Source organism: Rhodococcus sp. 05-2254-5 (assembly GCF_002258575.1).
Lineage (GTDB): Bacteria > Actinomycetota > Actinomycetes > Mycobacteriales > Mycobacteriaceae > Rhodococcoides > Rhodococcoides fascians.
The window spans coordinates 470531-486309 of record NZ_NOZG01000029.1 but is presented as its reverse complement, the minus strand read 5'-3'; the positions used below and the strand labels follow the sequence as shown (position 1 = coordinate 486309).

Sequence of the window (15779 nt, the reverse complement as noted above, 5' to 3'; positions counted from 1 at the left end):
CTAACTTGCCCGCCGCTCGTGGTCGCGTCGCGAGTTGGCCCGATGCACCAGCCGTTCGCGGGCCGTCATGCCGCCCCACACTCCGAACGGTTCGTTGGCCGCCAACGCGAACCGCTTGCAGGCGTCGAGCACTCCGCAGCCTGCGCACACCTGCTTGGCGCGATCCTCGCGTTGGCGACGCGCCGTTCGCCCCTCACCCGAGGGGGAGAAGAAGATCTCCGAGTCCTGACCCCGGCACAGTGCGTCGAGCTGCCAGTCCCAGGATTCGGCGGCAGACGAGGAAATCCTGCGTTCGATCATTGCAATTGCGGTGTTCTTCGGTGGGGCAGATTCGTTCGGCATCGTGGCGACCCATTCCTTTCGTCGACGCTGCGCGAGACTGCTCCCGCACAAGGCCATTCGCCAGGAACTCTCGCCGCGTCGCGGGCGCGAGGCAAGGGTTGGAATCAGGGTGATTCGAGGTCGCGGGTTCAGGACACGTCGGGGGTGTACCGATAGAGGGCGTTCACTCAGTCGTCCAGCATGAACAGCGGAAGGATCACAGCCTGGATCGCGGCGATCACAGCAGGGAGATAGTCGCCTGCGACGACACACACGAGACTGCCGAGACCGAACAGAATCAGCGTCGTACGGGGAAGGAGCCACGTCGGCTTTCGGTCAGTTCGCCTGAGCGCGTAAAGAATTGCGGCTGCGATCGCCACTTGGATGGCGCTGTGAGTGGCCAGACGTATCGAATCGGACGTGTCGACTGCCTGGAATGTGCCGATCACGACCAGCGAACCGAGAAAGACGACACTCGCTGCGTTCAGCTGCCGATAGCGCGGCGTCCTTCGAAAGCCATCGTCACCGATCCTGGCTTTCCACACGTGCATGGGTCGAATTCTCGCACGAGGGTGGTGGAGTTCGTCGACCCTCTACAGATCCAACCCGGGGGCGGTTGCGAGCTCGACGAGCGAATCGACTGCGACGGTGTCGTCGAAACGAAACTGCACCAGCGTGTTCGACGGCCTGAGCACACTGAGCCACTCGGTCGGTTCCGTCCCTATCGTGCGCATGTCGGACCTGCGGGTCACCACGGTGCCGTCGGGCAGAACACTGCGCACTACGTCCGGATCGTCGGGCCACTCCACGTTGTCCTCGACGGATATCTCGACGTTCAGCTGTGCGGTGCCGCGCGAGGTGGTGAGAACGACTGCATTGCAGGCGCTTCCGCTTCCATAGGTGCCCGGCATCAGGTCGCCCGCAGCAACATCGGTGGATGTGTTCGGAAACGTGGTTTCCCACTGCGTCTGGAGTGCCGATCCGATGCGCACGACCACATCGCGTGGGAGTGGGGGAACGGGGTACTCGCGCGATGATCCACAGTCGGCTCGCGCTGGTTTCGTACCTTCGGGGACGCGTGCGCTCACCCGGAGTTCGGGATTCGAGACGATGTCGCGGAGCTCGTCGGCCTCGAGAGGGAGTTCGGCTTCGGCTCCTTCGCTCGAAGTCCGTGCGTGGACGGTGGTGTCCGGGGAGTATGCGGTCGCTGTGCGCCGATGCGTCGATACCCCGTCGTACTCGGACACCGCATCCAGCACATCGACGGCGGTGCCGTCGGGCAGCGTGATTCGTTCGTCGACCGATCCCTCGGTGCACGGCGGAATCGCATCGTCCCACGCCTCTGCCGAGACCCGAAGTGGTGCAGCGACTCCTGCACGATCGACAACCCCGGATGCCGTGCTGTCCCCACTGATGTCCTCGACGGTCATGCCGCCCGACAGTTCGGCATTCTTCGAGTAGATCTGTATCGGTTGGAACACCAGTGAATTCGAGGGGGAAGCGAACTCCACTTCGACGTCTGCGGGCAAGGAGCGAACCAGAGACTCCGACATCGCCGACGCCTTCTCGGCCGTCAGCCACGGGTAGTCGGGGTTGTCGTACGTGCCTGGGTAGGAACCGGTCAAGAAGGAGAACGTCTCGCCGTCGGGAACTACGACGTCACAACCCGGTATGTCTTCGACCTCGGGTTGCGAATCATGGGTGATTCCGGCTGCCACACAGCCCGCGGTGACGATCGCAGCGACGACCACGGCGTCGATCCACACTCCACCGCGTCGTATGTCGAGTCGCACACGACAAGCCTAATCGGTGATCGAGTGGCTCGTGAGTAGTGCGCAACTCCCGGTTCCGGTCCGAAGACCTGCTCTTGACATCAACGGCCCGCGTCGCATCCGGCGGCCCGGTGCCGGGGCATATTCGGCTGACACTCGGCAAACATCGTCGGTGGCAAGGGTTCAAATCATCGTGATTTCAACCGAATGCGCACGTGCACTTGACATTTCGATAAATTGTTCTGTACGTTCCTGTCACCATCCAGAGCGACCGAGAGACCTTGGCTCGATGACGTCGCAGCAACCCCGCCCTACGGCGTGTGGGTGCTACCGCCAGGACCGATGGAGGCACGACCGATGAACATCTGTATCAGTACGCACGCTTGACCGATCGGCGTACTCACAGCACGAAATCTTCGAAAGGCAACCCAGCGATGATCGCTGCCCATCCGACCCGGCGGTTCCGGTGACTCAACTCGACTCTCGACCCGTTGTGGATACGACGGACGACATTCCCGACGAACAACTCGTCGTTGCACGCACGTGGCACCCGTGGCGCTGGGTGATCGCGGTCGCAACGCTGATCGTGGTCGGTCAGTTCCTGCACGGCTTCGTCACCAACCCCGGCTGGGATTGGGGCACCTTCGCGCAGTACTTCACTGCAGCATCGGTGATGTCGGCGCTGTGGTTGACCATCCAGCTCACCTTCTGGGGAACGCTGATCGGTTTCGCCATCGGTATCGGCCTGGCGGTGGCCCGGCTGTCCGACAATCCTGTGCTGCAGGTTATTTCCTGGTTCTACATCTGGGCCTTCCGTTCCATCCCGTTGATCGTGCAGCTTCTGTTCTGGTTCAATATTGCGTACCTGTACCAGACTCTGTCTTTGGGAATTCCGTTCGGTCCCAGCTTCTTTCAGTTCGACGTCAACAACGTCATCAGTGGATCGACGGCGGCCATCATCGGGCTGGCCCTGCACCAAGCGGCCTACTCCGCCGAGATCGTTCGGGCCGGCATCATCTCGGTGGACCAGGGGCAACTCGAAGCTGCAGCAGCGCTGGGTATTCCGAAGAGGCGGGAGTTCTTCAAGATCGTTCTGCCGCAGGCGATGCGAGGGATTCTCCCCAACGCGGCCAACGAGGTGATCAGTCTGTTCAAAGGCACGTCGATCGTGTCGGTGATGGCCATTGCCGAATTGTTCTATCAGGTGCAAGTCATATACGGACGCAACGGGCGCGTGGTTCCGCTGCTCATGGTCGCGACCGTCTGGTACATCATTCTGACGTCGGTGCTCTCGATCGTGCAGTTCTACGTCGAGCGGCACTACGCCAAGGGCGCGGTACGCAACATTCCGCTGACGCCGATCCAGCAGATTCGCCACAAGCTCTCCAACGTCACCTTCGCGCCGAGAGGGGCAACCCGATGACCACTCTCGATGCCTCCACATCTACTGCCGCAACGAGATACGCGGTCGAGGTGCGCGGCGTCCACAAGTCCTACGGCGGGCTCGAGGTGCTCAAAGGCGTCGACCTCCTCGTACGTCCCGGTGAGGTGACCGCGATTATCGGCCCCTCGGGTTCGGGCAAGTCGACCCTGCTGCGCGCTCTGAACCATCTGGAGAAGGTGGACCAGGGCACCGTCCGGATCGACGGTGATCTGGTGGGATATCGGCGCAAAGGCAACAAACTGCACGAACTCAGCAACAAGGAGATTCTGCGGCAGCGTTCCCAGATCGGTTTTGTGTTCCAGAACTTCAATCTGTTTCCTCACCTGACGGTCCTCGAGAATGTCATCGAAGCCCCGATCTCCGCGCAGAAGCGCACGCGTTCCGACGTCGAACCCGAGGCGCTGGCTCTCCTCGAACGAGTCGGGGTGCACGCGAAAGCCCATGATTATCCGCGACGACTCTCCGGCGGACAACAGCAGCGGGTCGCCATCGCGCGTGCACTTGCCCTGCGTCCCACAGTCATTCTGTTCGACGAGCCGACGTCAGCGCTCGACCCCGAATTGGTGGGAGAGGTTCTCGAGGTCATCCGCGGCCTGGCACGCGATGGTGCCACCCTGGTGATCGTCACGCACGAGGTCGGGTTCGCGCGCGAGATCGCCGACACCGTCGTCTTCATGGATGGCGGCGTCATCGTCGAACAAGGCTCTCCTGCCGAACTTCTCGATTCACCCCAGGAGGAACGCACCAAGTCGTTCCTCGCTCACGTTCTCTAGCTCTCACTCATGCTTCACCTGCACCCACGAACGGGGAAAGTCATGTCCGGATCATCTCGTAGGCTCGCGGTAGTAGCGTCGGCATTCGCTGTCCTGGCACTCACTGCGACAGCATGCAGCGAGCCCACTGCCGAATCTCAGGTCGTCACCGAGGACGGCGGATCGTTCGATCTTTCACCCGAGCAGGCCGACCGCGTTCGCGCCGAGAAGGTCGACGACATCGCAGCCGAAGTGCCGCAAGCGATTCGTGATCGCGGCACGCTGATCGTCACCGGGTCGGGCGGTACCGCACCGCCGCTGCGCTTCTACGCCACCGACGACACCACCATCGTGGGGTCCGAGGTGGACTTCTCGTACCTGATCGCCGACATTCTCGGTCTCGACGTCGATCTTCAGGTCGCAGATTGGTCGCAGAACTTCGTAAAGATCGACTCCGGCGAGAACGACGTGTTCATCTCCAATGTCACCGTCACCGAGGAGCGCAAGGACAAGTACGACTTCGCGACCTATCGACTGGACAACCTCGCTTTCGAGGCGCAGAAGGACACCGATTGGACAGTCGAGAAGCGTCAGGACATCGCAGGCAAGAAGATCGGTGTCGGCTCCGGTACCAACCAAGAGCAGTTGCTGGTCGACTGGAACGAGCAGAACGTTGCCGAGGGTCTGGCTCCCGCCGAGATCGCTTATTACCAGAACACGTCCGACTACTACCTGGCGCTCGGGTCGGGCCGTATCGACGGGTACCTGGGACCGAATCCGTCCGCGGTTTATCACGCGGCAACCGGTGGTGAAACCAAGATCATCGGCACGTTCTCGGGTGCCGGAGATGCGCTGCAGGGTGAGATAGCAGTACTGACCAAGAAGGACAACGGGCTCATCGACGCCGTGCAGGACGCAGTGAACCACGCCATCGAGGACGGCAGCTATCAGAAGGTGATCGATCGTTGGGGCCTGCAGTCCGAGGCAGTGACCGAGTCCGTCATCAACCCGCCCGGGCTACCCCGCAAGGAAGGTTAGACAACTGAGCAGAGGTGACGTCGGCCGGGATGCTGGTCGCTGATCTGGTCGACAGTTAATCGAGACAGGAAGCACATGAGCGCGACGTTCGATGTCAACATTCGCACTGGTGACACGGGTCCAGGACGCGTGGACTTCGTCGAGGTCGATCAGCACGATCGGCTGGCGACGCCCCTGCTGCAAGAACTGGCGATCGAATATTCGTCCCGGTACGGCCGGAGCCCCGGTGTCCAATACGAGGAACTGAAGTCCTATCCCGCCCGGGAGTTCGCACCGCCGGGTGGTGTGTTGGTAATTGCCTTGGCCGATGGCGTTCCTGTCGCCGGAGGTGCGTACCGGAAATACGACTCGGAAACCGCAGAGCTCAAACGTATTTGGACATCGAAAGAGCACCGCGGCAGGGGACTCGGCAGACTCGTCGTGGCCGAGCTGGAACGCAGCGCACGTGATCGCGGATATCGCAGGGTCTACCTGACGACCGGCTGGAATCAGCCCGAGGCCGTTGCGCTGTACCTGGCAGCTGGATACACTCCGCTCTACGACCGAAGTTTGCCGTCCAGAACAGTCGGATCGCACCCCTTCGAGAAGAGTCTCGAATGAGCCCGGTTCAGTGATGCCCGACTACGGCCCGAGTGGGGTGCGGTGTCGCCGAGCAATTTTTGTCAGCCCGACGTGTCGGCGTGGTGTTCCAGAGCTGCACCGACCCAGAACTGCAGTGCCTGTTCGCTCGTCAGCGCTTCTGCATCGACGGTGATCCAGCCTTCACCCATCGACCGCCCCTTGCCCATGACGGCATGGTGGGCCCCATCGAGCTGGAGGTATTCGGGTTCGCGTACCCCGTCCACACGAACAAGCAAGGCACGGTTTTCGGTGCCGATCACACACCACCATTCTGTCTCGCACCATGAACGCCAGACCGCCGAACATCTTCTGCTCACGCAGACTCTCCTGGTCCCTGAGAGCGTCGCGGATGCGGTCCGCAAGAAGCTCGTCGTACGCCATGCGCTCGTACTCCTCCTGTGATGGTTGTATCGATGGAACCCCCTGGTCGTATCGAGCGCAACTGTGGGTCGACGCAATGGGGGATTCCTGTGTCAGCGTTGCAATCCTGCCGGAGGCGAGGCTGTGTTGAAGGCAGAGCTGTGCCGTGGTGGTGGTGTGGGTCGTCAGGCGGGTTGTCGTGGTTCTTCGTCGCCGGTGTCGCGGGTGTTGTCGTTGTGCTGGTCGGGTGGGTAGAGGACTTCTTCTGGGTGGTGTGCGTGGTTGATCAGGCCACGGCGTGTGGGGTCCATCCCTGTTGGTGGGTGCCACAGGGTGCGGCCCGGGTATCTGTGTCGCGCTGTGGTTTTGGTGGTGGCCCACTTTTCGGGTCCGGTGCCGACGTGTGCGTGGTGCATGTCGCAGGCGAAGGTGAGGGAGTCGATGTCGGTGGGTCCGCCCTCGACCCAGTCGTCGAGGTGGTGGGCTTGGCACCAGGTCGCGGGGCGGGTGCAGGAGGGGAAGCTGCAGCCGCGGTCGCGGGCGATGAGGACGATGCGTTGGTCGGCGGAGGCGATGCGTTTGGATCGGCCGAGGTAGAGGGCTCTGCCGTTGTCGTCGAAGATGGTGAGGTAGTGGTGGGCGTGCGAAGCCATGCGGATGGCGTCGCGGATCGAGACGCGGGATCCGGTGGCGGTCATGGCGTAGCCGCAGCCAGCGTCGAGGTCTGTGAGGGTCATGGTGACGATGGCGGTGACGGGTAGGCCGCGGTGGGTGCCGAGGGTGCCGGAGGCGAGGGTGTGCCGGAGCGCCATCTTCAGGGCATCATGACGGCGTTCGTTCTGGGTGCGTACATCTCGCGCGGCGGCAGCGTCGCGAGCAGCGGTGTCCGATGCGTCGGCGTCGGCGTGGCCGCCGGGTTCAGCAGTGCTGCCGGAGCCGGCATCGTCGTTGGTGTTGGGCGTGCCGTGTGGCGTTGTGCCGCAACCACAGTCGTCACCGTCGCACTCGCCGCAGTCGCCTTCGCAGCAGTCCTCGTCACCGCAGTCGTCGTCACTGCAGTCACTGTCCCCGTTGCGGGTCGTCCCATCCCACAGGCCTGCATCGCTCGACCCGGCATCACCGGACGACGGCTCGGACGTCGGCTCGGGCTGCTCTGCAGTGGACTTGCTGTCAGCTTCATCGTCGTGGACGATCGATGTCGGGTCGGCAGGGTTGTTGACTCCCGGCTTCGCGGCCTTGGAGAACAAGGCTTCGAGGTAAGCGCGTAGCTCGGAGTCGACGCAGAACTTCCCTTCGGACATGCCGTCGGAACCCTGCTCACCGAGGTAGAAGAACGCATCCCGTTTCCGTGGCCTCGGCTTCGCGTTCTTGTCTTCGTCTTCGTCTTCGTCTTCGTCTTCGTCTTCGTTCTCGTCGAAGTCGCCGTCGGGGTCGAGGATCGAGTCCAGGTGCGCCACCAGTGGCGCGAAGTCGTCGGGCCGTCGGGTCGAGGCGAGACCGACCAACTGCTGTTCGGCGCGATCGCGGGTCTGCGGATCCACAGTCGACGGCAGGTGCCGGAAGAATTCGCGGATCATCTGCACGTGCTGGGCATCGAGCAACCCTGCCCGCACCGCTGCAGCGGTGTGTGGCAGCAAAGGCGGTAGCGGTTCGCCGGACAGTGCGGTGCGGTGCGGTCACCCAACTCCGCGGCCAGACGTACTCGCGCCCCGGCTGTTCGTGGGGTGATTCGCAGCATCCATGCCACCGAGCACGGCACCGAACCCGGATACACGTCGAGGCCGTGTTGTGAGATCAGCTCGTTGAGCCAGGTGTGCGAGTAGGCGGTCACCGATCTGGTGAGCGCTTCCATGCGTTGGATCACCGCACGCCGGTCGGCATTCGACCACGCCACCGACCCTTGCCCCGCCAACTCGGCAACCGCCGACTCCACCGCCTCGACCAACCCCGCCAAGACAGGGTCGGACACGACGGGGGCAGGAGGCACCGTTTCGATGCCGTCCACCCCTGATCCGCCGTCCCCCGAAAGCATGAACAGAATCTACCGCGACCCACCGACAAGTATTCGAACGTTTGTTCCCGCATCATTCGGCTGTCGCTGCGGCCCAGCTGGAGTCGGAGCACGGCACTATGCGGCCAATTACATATGGACCAAAAGTGTGACGTTGTCGGTTTTGTGCAACCACGAGTCGCGAAGATGCTGGTGGCGGCGTTCAATATCTCCCAAGGCGGACGTAACGACCACAGCAGCGTTGCTTGCATCGGTGACGAAAGCCACTGCTCGACGGTATCTCCGAACGCGTGTGTCGAGCCGGTGTCCAATGTTGTGTGTTGACCCAGTGGGGATGATCGACATGAACGACTCGTGTGGCTCCGCGCTTTCGTGCAGTTCGCCCAAGGACATGATCACCCGTCTCCAGTTCGGCACCGCCGACCTATGGCCAGAGGACGCGGCGCTTCCTGCCCGCTGGCGCTACATGGCCGATCTGGTCGACTCCGATCGCGGCATTCTCGCTGAGCTCCACGGTTCGGTGTCGACTCCGGTGGCGGATGCTCTCGCTGCGGCTGCGGAACTGTGCAGACAATCGGCCGATGAGCCTGTGACCGCCGGAGACTGGGCGCTACTCGGACGAGCACTGGCGTGGCTCGGCCCCGGCGGTTCCGATATCGATCGCGCGTTGCTTGCTGTGGGAGAAGAATTGACACTGATCGGTCTCGACGGTGCGGAACAGGACTTCTCGGTCGCGACCTGGCTCTGCATGGACGTCCTCGTCCGATTCGCTCATGCCGGCGAAGCGATCGACTACTGGGTGCACCGCGTGAATGCGCCAGAGTTGAACAAAGTTGCGTCGCATGATGATTCGAGATCTTGCGCGAGTGGGAGCGCTGGACTGGCGCTGGCCGTCTGAACGGTAGGCGTCGGTCCGACCGCGCTTCTCGCGTCTACTATCGGCGGGTTTTCCTACCCCGGTTGGCAACCGGGGCGATGCTCTCGTAGTATCGGAAACTGTAGGACCATCCAGAGCGACCGAGAGACCTGGCTCTATGACGTCGCAGCAACCCCCCGCTCGTCGGGTGAGGGTGCTACCGCCGGGACCGATGGAGGATTGCACGTGAACACCCGAGTTGCCGCAGGCTTCGTCAACGGTTGCCGCCGTCTCCATGTCGATCTGTGCCGCCTCAACGGTTCGACCTGTCGCAGCTGACATTTCGTCACAACTCGTACTTCACACCTCACCTCATCATCTGCGCGCACTCCTTCCTGGGCACACCCAGCTCGGATGCGGGATCGTGCGCGCGATCGACCAGATATCGGAGACACCTACGTGTCCACTCGTCCTGCATTCCTGGTGGCCGGCCTGATCGCCACTACGGCCACAGTCCTCGCCGGATGCGCCGGTGGTGCCGCCACCACGGCCGCCGACGCCGGTCCGGCCCAGCCCGGCGGAACTCTGCGTTACGGCTTGTCCGGGGCCCCGACCTGCTCGGATCCTGCCCAGTCCGGCACCAACCAGACCATCTACGTCACCCGTCAGGTCGTCGATTCACTCACCGATCAGAACCCCGAAACCGGTGAGATCGAACCGTGGCTGGCCGAGCGGTGGGACGTGGGTGCCGATGCGAAATCCTTCACATTCACGCTGAAGGACGGCGTCACCTTCAGTGACGGCACGGTGCTCGACGCGGCGGCGGTGAAGGCGAATTTCGACGCGATCATCGGCCTCGGCGCAGCGAAGGCACCGTTGGCGGCGAGCTATCTGACCGGTTATCAGAGCGCCACGGTGGTCGACCCCTCGACGGTGCGCATCGACTTCGCAGCACCGAATGCGCAGTTCCTGCAGGCGAGTTCGACACCTCAGCTCGGAGTTCAATCCATCGCGACCTCGGCGCAGTCGGCCGAGTCGCGGTGCTTGGGTACCAATATCGGATCGGGACCGTTCACCTACGCGGATTACCAGCAGGACCGGTCAGTCATTCTGGCCAAGCGAAGCGGATACAACTGGGGTTCAGCGGTATTCGGTCACACCGGCGAGGCCTATCTCGATCGCATCGAATTCACCATCGTGCCCGAGTCGGGCGTTCGCACAGGAAGCTTGTCCTCCGATCAGCTCGACGCCGTCAGCGACGCGTTGCCGCAGGACGCTCCGCAGATCGAAGCGACCGGCGGCCGAATTCTGACCACCTCGAACCCGGGAGTCCCGTTCGGCATTCAGCCCAACGTAACTCGCGGTGCGCTACAAGACCCCGCCGTCCGGACGGCCCTGGTACCGGCGATCAACCGTCAGGAACTCGTCGATACCGTCCTCGGGCCCGACTTCCGCACGGCGACAAGCACGTTGGCCAGCGCCACCCCAGGTTACGTCGAACTCGCCGATGTCACCTACGATCCCGAGAAGTCGAAATCGCTGCTCGACGACGCCGGCTGGGTTCCCGGTGCCGACGGAATCCGTGAAAAGGACGGGCAGAGGCTGAGTTTCGAGGTCATGTACTCCGCAGTGTTCGCTGGCAACCAGGCGATCCTGGAGTTGACGCAGCAGCAGCTACGTGCGGTGGGCGTCGACCTGCAGCTCGAGTTGGTCTCGACGTCCGAGGCGACAGCACGTCAGGGCACCAAGGACTACGACTCCACGTACTACAACAGCACCCGCGCCGACGGCGACATTCTGCGCACCACGTTCGCCGCCGACGGACGTAACCTGAACGCGCGCAACCCAATTCCCGATCTGGATGCTTCGCTGACCGATCAGCTCTCGACCACCGATGCAACGGCGCGCAACGACATCCTCGCCACCGCTCAGCAGCAGGTGCTCGACAACGGACTGTGGATCCCCACCATCGAGCTGTCGCAGGCCGTCGGCGCGGCGTCGAAAGTGCAGGACCTGAAGTTCGAGGCCTCCGCTCGACTGCAGTTCTTCGATACCTGGCTGAGCGCATGATCCGGTACCTCGGGCAGCGCGTACTGCAGGCAGTGGCAGTGCTGTGGGCCGCGTTCACCATCTCGTTCGGCGTGCTGTTCCTGCTGCCCTCGGACCCGGTCAGTCTCGCTGTCGACTCTGCCGGTTCGGGCACACCGGTCGACGCGGCGGCCGTCGCAGAATTGCAGGCCCGCTACGGTTTGGACCAGCCGGTGTGGGTGCAGTACTGGCATTCGCTGTCTGGGGCTGTGCAGGGCGATTTCGGATTGTCCATCGCCACCGGACAGCCGGTGACGACGGCGATCCTCGATGCCGTGCCGAGCACGCTCGGCCTCGCAGGCACCGCACTGGTATTGGCAGTCGTGTTCGGGTCGGCACTGGCGTACGCCGCGACGTACACCCGAACGCCGTGGCTCAAGAATCTGTTGTTCGCACTCCCGCCGCTCGGGGTGGCTGTACCGACCTTCTGGGTGGGACTGCTGTTGTTGCAACTGTTCTCGTTCCAGTTGAGGTGGTTCCCGGCCTTCGGTGACGCCGGAGCGGCTGCACTGGTGTTGCCTGCGGTCACGTTGGCATTGCCGACCGGTGCGGTCATCGCTCAGGTGTTGGCCACCAGCATGTCGACTACCTGGAAGCAGCCGTTCGTCGATGTCGCTCGCGCCAAGGGCGTTTCGCGGCTACGGGTGCAGACGCGGCATATAGCGCGGCTGTCGTCCATCCCGGCTTTCACGATCGCGGGTGTGTTGGTGGGGACGCTGCTCGCCGGATCGGTCGTCGTCGAGACGGTCTTCTCGCGGGCCGGAGTGGGACGGCTGACCCAGACCTCGGTGTTGGCCCAGGACATTCCGGTGGTGCAGGGCATCGTGGTGCTGACCTCGCTGGTGTTCGTCGTGGTGAACCTGGCCGTGGACCTGCTGTATCCGCTGATCGACCCGCGCATCGTGCGCGAGTACAAGCCTGCGCGCGCAGTCGCGGAACCGGAGAAAGCCCGTGTCTGACATTCTGATTCGTGATCTCCAGATTCAGGCGGAGGCGTTGCTCGAGGCAGAGTCGGTGCCGTCGACAGCTCGTCGTCGCCGGGTTGTGACGAACGCCCTGAAGCACGTGTGGCTTATCTTGTCCGCGCTCGTGCTGCTGCTCGCGCTGGGATTCGCACTCTTCCCCTCCGTGTTCGCGAGCGGAGACCCGTTGGTGGGCGTGCCCGCCGACAAGCTCCAGGCCCCCAGCACGGCACATTGGTTCGGCACCGACAACATCGGCCGTGACGTCTTCACCCGCGTGGTCCACGGCTCCGGTCTGTCGTTGACCGCGACACTGCTCGCGGTCGGGATCGCACTGGTCGTCGGATCGCTCGTCGGCCTGATCTCCGGGGCAGTCGGGGGCCTCGTCGACGCCGTGCTGATGCGCATCGTCGATGTGCTGCTCTCGATTCCGACGCTGCTGCTGTCGCTGGCCCTGGTCACAGCGCTCGGCTTCGGAACCGTCAACGTTGCCATCGCCGTGGGGGTCACCCTCATCGCCAACTTCGCCCGGGTCATGCGGTCGGAGGTGTTGCGTGTGCGTCGATCGCTGTATGTCGAGGCGGCGTACGCCTCGGGTGTGCGATGGTTCGACGTCTTTCGCCGACACATCCTCCGCAACTCGTACGGTCCCGTGATTGCCCTCGCAGCAGTCGAATTCGGTATGGCGGTCCTGGCGGTCTCGGCGTTGAGCTTCCTGGGATTCGGCGCTGTTCCGCCTACACCGGAGTGGGGATCGCTGATCTCCGAGGGTCGGAACTTCCTCGCCACCGCCTGGTGGATGACCACCTTGCCGGGCCTGGTGATCGTGGCAGTCGTGCTGTCCGCGCACCGTCTCGGGCACGCACTCGAGAGGCGATCCGAATGAGCCCCATCCTCGAAGTCGACAACCTCACGGTCGGCTACGGCACGACGACGGCCGTGCGCGGAATTTCGTTCACCGTCGAACGCGGCGAGGTTCTGGCCGTCGTAGGCGAATCCGGTTCGGGAAAATCCACCACGGCCCACGCGGTCATCGGCTTGCTGGCCGGCAACGGTCGGATCCGAAGTGGCTCGGTGACCTTCGACGGCCGGCGCCTGGACACCGCGTCGGACAAGACACTGAATCGCCTGCGCGGTCGGCATATCGGGCTCGTGCCGCAGGATCCGACCACCTCACTGAACCCCGTCGTACGCGTCGGAGACCAGGTGGCCGAGGTGCTGCGTGTGCACGGGTTGGCAGATCGGCGTACCGCGAAGCTCGAGGCGATCCGCATTCTCACCGACGCGGGCCTCGACAACCCCGAGGTGCGGGCACGCCAGTACCCGCAGGACCTGTCCGGTGGGCAGCGGCAGCGGGTACTGATCGGTATCGCTCTCGCGTGCCGCCCCGAACTGGTGATCGCCGACGAACCGACCAGCGCCCTGGACGTCACCGTGCAACGACGCATCCTCGACCATCTGGACGCCCGAATTGCCGAGACGGGTGCCGCAGTTCTGTTGATCACGCACGATCTGGGCGTTGCGGCCGATCGCGCCGACCGGCTGGTCGTCATGAGTGGTGGTGAGATCGTCGAAACCGGTCCGACTGCAGAGGTGTTGGCGAACCCCACCCATCCCTACACACAGAAGCTGCTCGCGGCCGCGCCGTCTCTGAACTCGACGCTCCGTCCGGCCAGGACGGGTGCGGGCGATCCAATTCTGTCCGTCTCGTCGGTGTCGAAGCGTTTCGCCATCGGACGAGGCGTTCACCTGGATGCGGTGCGAGACGCCACGATCACGGTCGAGCGGGGTCGAACCGTCTCTGTCGTCGGCGAATCCGGTTCGGGGAAGTCCACCCTGGCGCGTATCGCGATCGGCCTGGAAACACCCTCCGCGGGCACGGTCACGTTCGACGGAATCGAGCTGACCGGCCTTCGTGGCACGGCGAGGCGGGAGCTGCGGCGTCGAGTCCAGATCGTCTATCAGAACCCGTACGCATCACTGAACCCGAAGTTGCGCGTCGGCGAGATCGTGCGAGAACCGCTGGACGCGTTCAAGATCGGGACGTCGCGAGACCGTTCGGCGCGTGCCGCGGAACTGCTCGACCAAGTGGCTCTGAGCAGTGACCACCTGGCGCGTCGCCCGGCCGAGTTGTCGGGTGGTCAGCGTCAACGCGTCGCAATCGCTCGGGCACTGGCGTTGGCACCGGAGGTGGTGGTGCTCGACGAGCCCGTGTCGGCCTTGGACGTGTCGGTGCAGGCACAAATTCTTTCGCTGCTCGGCGATCTGCAATCCGAGTTCGGTCTGAGCTATCTGTTCATCTCGCACGACCTGGCCGTGGTTCGCCAGATCAGCGACACCGTGGCTGTGATGCAGTCGGGCGTGATCGTCGAATATGGCAGCACCGCTTCGATATTCGACAACCCCCAGCAGGAATACACCCGCGAGTTGCTCGCGGCCATCCCAGGAACAGCGACACAGAGAGTGGGTACCGGTGTCTGACAAGCTTTTCGTCACCGCAATCGAACCGAGGGGAACCGGCGCACATCCACAGGCGTGGCGGCGACAGGATTCTCGCGCCGAGGAAGTGTTCACCGCGGCATTCTGGATCGAACAACTCCGCGCGGCAGACCAGGCCGGGATCGATCTGGTCTTCCTCGCAGACTCCTTCGCTTCCCGGACCCTCGAGGCGGTTGCCGTGGCAGCCCGGGCTGCTGCGCTCACCGAACGCATCGGTTTGATCCCGACGGTCACCGTCACCCACACCGAGCCGTTCCACATCTCCAAGCAGATCGCGAGTCTGGACTTCGCCTCACACGGTCGCGCAGGTTGGCAGGTCGAGGTGTCCGGCGGCGCGGAGCAGGCAGCACTGTTCGGGCGTAAGGGCGAGCAGGACGAAGAGAGCCTGTGGCAGGAGGCCGACGAGGGCATCGAGGTCGTCGCTCGGCTGTGGGACAGCTGGGAGGACGACGCCGAGATTCGAGACGCTGCGACGGGCCGGTTCGTCGACCGAGACAAGTTGCACTACATCGACTTCCAGGGTGAGCACTTCTCGGTCAAAGGGCCGTCCATCACGCCGAGGTCACCTCAAGGCCAACCGCTGGTGACAGTGCGCGCCCACTCCGCCGAATCCACCGCGGTAGCGGCCGCCAGAGCGGACATCGTGCGGATTGCTGCAGACTCGATCGAGGGCGCAGCTGCCCTCGCGGCGCATGTTCGACGGGCCGTCGTGGACGAGGGCCGCGACCCGGTGGACGTGTTCGTGCTACTCGACGTCGAGACCTTGGTGTCTGAGACCGCGGCCGAAGAATTGGCGCAGCTCGACAACTGGGCAGGTCGGGTACGTACGCCGCAATCGCTGCAGTACGTGGGCGACGTCGCCGGGCTCAACTTGCTTCTCGGAGCGGCCGAATCCGCGGGACTGGACGGGGTCACTCTCGTGCCGCTCGCGCTTCCGTCGGGAGTGAAGACACTCCCGGCCACGGACAGCAGAACCGGAGCGACGGTGCGTGAGCGCCTCGGCCTGGCTCGTCCGACAAATCGTTTTGCAGCACCCGGAAGGAACAGTCGGTGAC

At 63.7% G+C, this 15779-nt stretch carries 16 protein-coding genes and 2 riboswitches; of the genes, 10 read left to right on the top strand and 6 right to left on the bottom strand.

Annotated features, from left to right (window positions below; all coding sequences use genetic code 11):
• The 3 genes from CH278_RS21800 to CH278_RS21790 form a co-directional block, all read right to left on the bottom strand.
• Positions 1–342, bottom strand: coding sequence for a WhiB family transcriptional regulator (locus CH278_RS21800; RefSeq protein ID WP_371829088.1), 342 nt, complete (start codon positions 340–342; stop codon positions 1–3).
• A 167-nt stretch (positions 343–509) separates the two neighbouring features.
• Positions 510–872 (bottom strand): hypothetical protein, encoded by a 363-nt coding sequence (locus tag CH278_RS21795; RefSeq protein ID WP_032406539.1) that lies wholly within the window; start codon positions 870–872, stop codon positions 510–512.
• A 42-nt stretch (positions 873–914) separates the two neighbouring features.
• The gene (locus CH278_RS21790; protein WP_094622804.1) at positions 915–2114 is read right to left on the bottom strand and encodes a hypothetical protein; all 1200 of its coding nucleotides are present in this window, start codon (positions 2112–2114) and stop codon (positions 915–917) included.
• Positions 2115–2348: 234 nt separating this feature from the next.
• Positions 2349–2442: riboswitch (SAM riboswitch) on the top strand.
• A 213-nt stretch (positions 2443–2655) separates the two neighbouring features.
• On the opposite strand from CH278_RS21790, the gene CH278_RS21785 reads away from it, so the two are divergent.
• From CH278_RS21785 to CH278_RS21770, 4 genes are all read left to right on the top strand, one after another.
• Positions 2656–3516 carry an amino acid ABC transporter permease gene (locus CH278_RS21785; RefSeq protein WP_371828533.1) on the top strand — a complete coding sequence of 287 codons (861 nt, stop codon included), beginning with the start codon at positions 2656–2658 and terminating at the stop codon, positions 3514–3516.
• Positions 3513–4310 (top strand): amino acid ABC transporter ATP-binding protein, encoded by a 798-nt coding sequence (locus CH278_RS21780; RefSeq protein WP_032371471.1) that lies wholly within the window; start codon positions 3513–3515, stop codon positions 4308–4310. Before CH278_RS21785 ends, CH278_RS21780 begins: the two co-directional genes overlap by 4 nt.
• 42 nt (positions 4311–4352) lie before the next feature.
• Complete coding sequence (locus tag CH278_RS21775) at positions 4353–5327, top strand: ABC transporter substrate-binding protein (protein ID WP_094622803.1); 975 nt, start codon at positions 4353–4355, stop codon at positions 5325–5327.
• Between the two features lie 75 nt (positions 5328–5402).
• Positions 5403–5927: a GNAT family N-acetyltransferase gene (locus CH278_RS21770; RefSeq protein WP_094622802.1), complete on the top strand. Its 525-nt coding sequence runs from the start codon at positions 5403–5405 to the stop codon at positions 5925–5927.
• A gap of 62 nt (positions 5928–5989) precedes the next feature.
• Here CH278_RS21770 and CH278_RS28055 read toward each other — a convergent pair whose 3' ends face one another.
• The 3 genes from CH278_RS28055 to CH278_RS28050 form a co-directional block, all read right to left on the bottom strand.
• Complete coding sequence (locus CH278_RS28055; protein WP_256991883.1) at positions 5990–6208, bottom strand: hypothetical protein; 219 nt, start codon at positions 6206–6208, stop codon at positions 5990–5992.
• 285 nt (positions 6209–6493) lie between these two features.
• Positions 6494–7945: an HNH endonuclease signature motif containing protein gene (locus CH278_RS21760; protein WP_256991884.1), complete on the bottom strand. Its 1452-nt coding sequence runs from the start codon at positions 7943–7945 to the stop codon at positions 6494–6496.
• A complete protein-coding gene (locus CH278_RS28050) occupies positions 7882–8340 on the bottom strand; it encodes a 13E12 repeat family protein (protein WP_256991885.1) in 459 nt (152 codons plus the stop codon). The genes CH278_RS21760 and CH278_RS28050 overlap by 64 nt, the downstream gene beginning before the upstream one ends.
• 370 nt (positions 8341–8710) lie before the next feature.
• On the opposite strand from CH278_RS28050, the gene CH278_RS21755 reads away from it, so the two are divergent.
• The 6 genes from CH278_RS21755 to CH278_RS21730 all read left to right on the top strand — a co-directional run bounded on the left by CH278_RS21755 (position 8711) and on the right by CH278_RS21730 (position 15778).
• Positions 8711–9217: a hypothetical protein gene (locus CH278_RS21755; protein WP_143536284.1), complete on the top strand. Its 507-nt coding sequence runs from the start codon at positions 8711–8713 to the stop codon at positions 9215–9217.
• A gap of 103 nt (positions 9218–9320) precedes the next feature.
• Positions 9321–9414: riboswitch (SAM riboswitch) on the top strand.
• A gap of 220 nt (positions 9415–9634) precedes the next feature.
• On the top strand, positions 9635–11245 hold the full coding sequence (locus tag CH278_RS21750) for an ABC transporter substrate-binding protein (protein ID WP_363799146.1): 1611 nt from the start codon (positions 9635–9637) through the stop codon (positions 11243–11245).
• Complete coding sequence (locus CH278_RS21745; protein ID WP_094622799.1) at positions 11242–12222, top strand: ABC transporter permease; 981 nt, start codon at positions 11242–11244, stop codon at positions 12220–12222. Before CH278_RS21750 ends, CH278_RS21745 begins: the two co-directional genes overlap by 4 nt.
• The gene (locus CH278_RS21740; RefSeq protein WP_094622798.1) at positions 12215–13111 is read left to right on the top strand and encodes an ABC transporter permease; all 897 of its coding nucleotides are present in this window, start codon (positions 12215–12217) and stop codon (positions 13109–13111) included. Before CH278_RS21745 ends, CH278_RS21740 begins: the two co-directional genes overlap by 8 nt.
• Entirely contained in the window at positions 13108–14706 is a 1599-nt protein-coding gene (locus CH278_RS21735) for a dipeptide ABC transporter ATP-binding protein (protein ID WP_094622797.1), read from the top strand. Before CH278_RS21740 ends, CH278_RS21735 begins: the two co-directional genes overlap by 4 nt.
• A complete protein-coding gene (locus tag CH278_RS21730; protein WP_094622796.1) occupies positions 14699–15778 on the top strand; it encodes an LLM class flavin-dependent oxidoreductase in 1080 nt (359 codons plus the stop codon). Before CH278_RS21735 ends, CH278_RS21730 begins: the two co-directional genes overlap by 8 nt.
• Position 15779 lies beyond the last annotated feature (1 nt).

What these genes read in the sequence shown, in the direction of transcription:
- CH278_RS21800 (WP_371829088.1), bottom strand. Translation starts at nt 342, where the DNA reads ATGCCGAACGAATCTGCCCCACCGAAGAACACCGCAATTGCAATGATC.
- CH278_RS21795 (WP_032406539.1), bottom strand. Translation starts at nt 872, where the DNA reads ATGCACGTGTGGAAAGCCAGGATCGGTGACGATGGCTTTCGAAGGACG.
- CH278_RS21780 (WP_032371471.1), top strand. Translation starts at nt 3,513, where the DNA reads ATGACCACTCTCGATGCCTCCACATCTACTGCCGCAACGAGATACGCG.
- CH278_RS21775 (WP_094622803.1), top strand. Translation starts at nt 4,353, where the DNA reads ATGTCCGGATCATCTCGTAGGCTCGCGGTAGTAGCGTCGGCATTCGCT.
- CH278_RS21770 (WP_094622802.1), top strand. Translation starts at nt 5,403, where the DNA reads ATGAGCGCGACGTTCGATGTCAACATTCGCACTGGTGACACGGGTCCA.
- CH278_RS28050 (WP_256991885.1), bottom strand. Translation starts at nt 8,340, where the DNA reads ATGCTTTCGGGGGACGGCGGATCAGGGGTGGACGGCATCGAAACGGTG.
- CH278_RS21755 (WP_143536284.1), top strand. Translation starts at nt 8,711, where the DNA reads ATGATCACCCGTCTCCAGTTCGGCACCGCCGACCTATGGCCAGAGGAC.
- CH278_RS21745 (WP_094622799.1), top strand. Translation starts at nt 11,242, where the DNA reads ATGATCCGGTACCTCGGGCAGCGCGTACTGCAGGCAGTGGCAGTGCTG.
- CH278_RS21735 (WP_094622797.1), top strand. Translation starts at nt 13,108, where the DNA reads ATGAGCCCCATCCTCGAAGTCGACAACCTCACGGTCGGCTACGGCACG.